General features: G+C 64.7%; 1 pseudogene. It reads right to left on the reverse strand.

The features are described from left to right. A pseudogene (locus IC66_RS0139690) lies at window positions 1-2639 on the reverse strand (hypothetical protein); the annotation flags it as partial. Window positions 2640-2849: the final 210 nt, after the last annotated feature.

Here is a 2849-nt window from a genome sequence, read left to right on the forward strand (position 1 = left end):
CAGATCGTCGAGACGTTGGAGAAGGTGTCGTGGCCCACCGAAGCGTCGCCATCCGCGGTCCCGGCCCCGATGTCGACGATGACCGCGCTGGTGGCGCTCAGATAGGACAATCGCGTCACTGCCTGCCCCAGGGCGTTGAGATCGCCGACGACGCTATCGTCGCCGCCGCGCCCTTCAAACTCGCTCTGGCCGGTGGCCACGCCGGGCAGACCGGTCGAGCCGGTAAACCCGGCCGCATTGAACGTATCGGCATAATTGCTGCCGACCACACCCTCGATGCCGATGAGCGTGTCTGTCCCGACGCCAGCTCCCGAGGCCGTGCCGGCCGCGAGGTTGACGGCGACGCCGCCGCTCGCATCGGTATAGATGGCGCGATCGAAGCCCGCACCGCCATCCAGAAGGTCGCTGCCGCCGAGGCCCTGGAGGCGGTCGTTGCCACCGAGACCGCTGATGGATTCGGCATTGGCGGTGCCGACGAGGTCGTTCGCGTTTCCGTCGCCGACGATCGGCGCGGCCGGCGCGCCGAACACGAAATCGCTCGCCGTCAAGCTGCTCAGATTGACGTTCTGAAGCGTGAGGCCGTCACCCGAGCTGAAGGTAATGACCGTGTTGGGGCCGCTCTGCACCGCATGCGCTTGCAGGTCAGAGAGGCTGAAGATGCCGTAGACCCCGGTCAGATCGAGCTTGTCCTGGCCATGGACGAAGTCCTGGATGAAGTCGAAGCCGCCGCCGCTCGCATAGACAAAGGTGTCCACGCCGGCGCCGCCACTGAGGAAGTCGTTGCCGGCACGACCATCCAGGATGTCGTTGCCGACGTTGCCGGAGAGACTGTCGTTGCTGGCGCTGCCGATGATGGTGTCGTTGAAATTGGACCCCAGGACATTGAACACGCCGCCCGTGATGGTGTCGTGGCCGACCGAGCCGTCGCCGTCGGCGGTGCCCGCAGTGAGGTTGACGGTCACGCCGGCAGTGGCGTTGTTGTACTGAATCTGCGTCGCGCCGTTGCCGGTGATCTGGTCGTTGCCGCCCTGCCCCTGGAACGAGGTCCCGCTCGGACCAGAGAATCCCGTTGCGTCGAAGATGTCGGCAAAGTTGCTGCCCAGGGCGCTGTTGACGCCGGTGAACGTGTCGTGACCGGTCGAGCCGTCGCCGGTGGCGGTGCCGCCCGCGAGATTGATGGTCACCCCGCCGGTCGCGTTGGCGAAGATCAGGCGCGTGTTGCCGTTACCGGTGATGGCGTCGTCACCGCTCAGCCCTTCGAACTGGTTGAAGGTCCCGTTGTTGCCGACATTCGCGCCGGCCACCCCGTAACCGGTCGCATCGTAGGTATCGTCGAAGTTGGTGCCCTGAATGCCCTCGATCGAACGAAGCGTATCCGTGCCGTTCGAGGCGTCTCCGGTGACGATGCCGGCCGCCATATTGACGGTGATGCTTCCCGTGATGAAGAAGATGTTGTTGTAGGACGAGACGTCGAAGCCGCCGCGGCCGTCGATATAGTCGTTGCCGGCGAGGCCGGTGAAGGTGTCGTTGGTCGCCCCGCCCAGCAGCGTGTCGTCGAACATCGAGGCCTGGACGGCGTTGACGCCGGTGAAATGATCGGTGCCGACGGATGAATCGCCGGTAGCGGTGCCGGTGACGAAGTCGACCTGGACTCCGGCCGTCGCGTTGTTGAAACCGAGCCGCGTGAAGCCGTTGCCGGTGATGGTGTCGTCACCGCCATTGCCGGTGAACTCGTTGAACGTCCCGTTCGAGCCGGCGTTGACGCTGCCCGAGCCGAAACCGGTGGCATTGTAGGTATCGGCGAAGTTGGTGCCGCGGATCGCCTCGATCCCGCGCAACGTATCCGTGCCGACGGTCGAATCGCCGGTGACGGATCCGGCGGCGAGATTGACCGTAATTCCCGTCGTGGTGTTCGGATCGACGTTGTAGTCCACACGGTCGTAGCCACCGCGGCCGTCGATGTAGTCGTTGCCCGCAAAGCCCGAATACACCTCTGCGGTGAACATCGGATTGTTGCTGCCCAGAATCGTGTCGTTATGCGCGGAGCCCCAGACGCCGTTGAAGCCGGACCCGACGAGGGTGTCGTGGCCCACCGATGCATCACCTTGGGCATAGCCGGCGACGAGATCCACCGTCACCGCGCCGGTGGCGCTGACATAGGAGACGCGCGTCAGCTCGGCGCCCTGACTGTTGGTGTTGCTGATGATGGTGTCGTCGCCGCCTCCGCCTTCGAACTCGTTGTAGCCGACAGGGCTACCCGGGACATGTGCATCGCCGGTGAAGCCAGCCCCGTTGAATGTATCGGCAAAGTCGCTGCCGACGGCAGCTTCGATGTTGACGAGGGTGTCCGTCCCCACGCCGGCGCCGGACGCCGTTCCGGCCGCCAGATCGATCGTGACGCCGCCGGTCGCGTCGGTATAGACGGCGCGGTCGAAGCCCGGGCCACCGTCGAGGATATCGTCACCCGAACCGCCGCCGAGATAGTCCTTGCCAGCGCCGCCAAAGAGGATGTCGTTTCCGTCGCCACCGCTGATGCGATCGTTGCCGTCCTGGCCATCGATCAGATCGTTACCACCTCCGCCCGAAAGCACGTCATCGCCGAGCGAGCCCAACAAGGCGCTACCGACCGGGATCAGCACGGCATTCGCAACCTCAGTGTCGAGATTATCGACAAAACGGTCTGTGAGCTGATCAATCGATTGTTGATCCGAAAAATCGGTCGCGGCGAGTTGGTCGGCAGCCGCGCCTTGAGCGACTTGGCCGGCCTGCGCCAATTCAGTGACGTTCGTGGCAGCCTGAATGCTGTCGTTCGCGGCAGCAACGACCTCGATAACCGTCGCGGCGGCCGC

It is taken from the genome of Bradyrhizobium genomosp. III (assembly GCF_000261705.1).
GTDB lineage: Bacteria > Pseudomonadota > Alphaproteobacteria > Rhizobiales > Xanthobacteraceae > Bradyrhizobium > Bradyrhizobium ottawaense.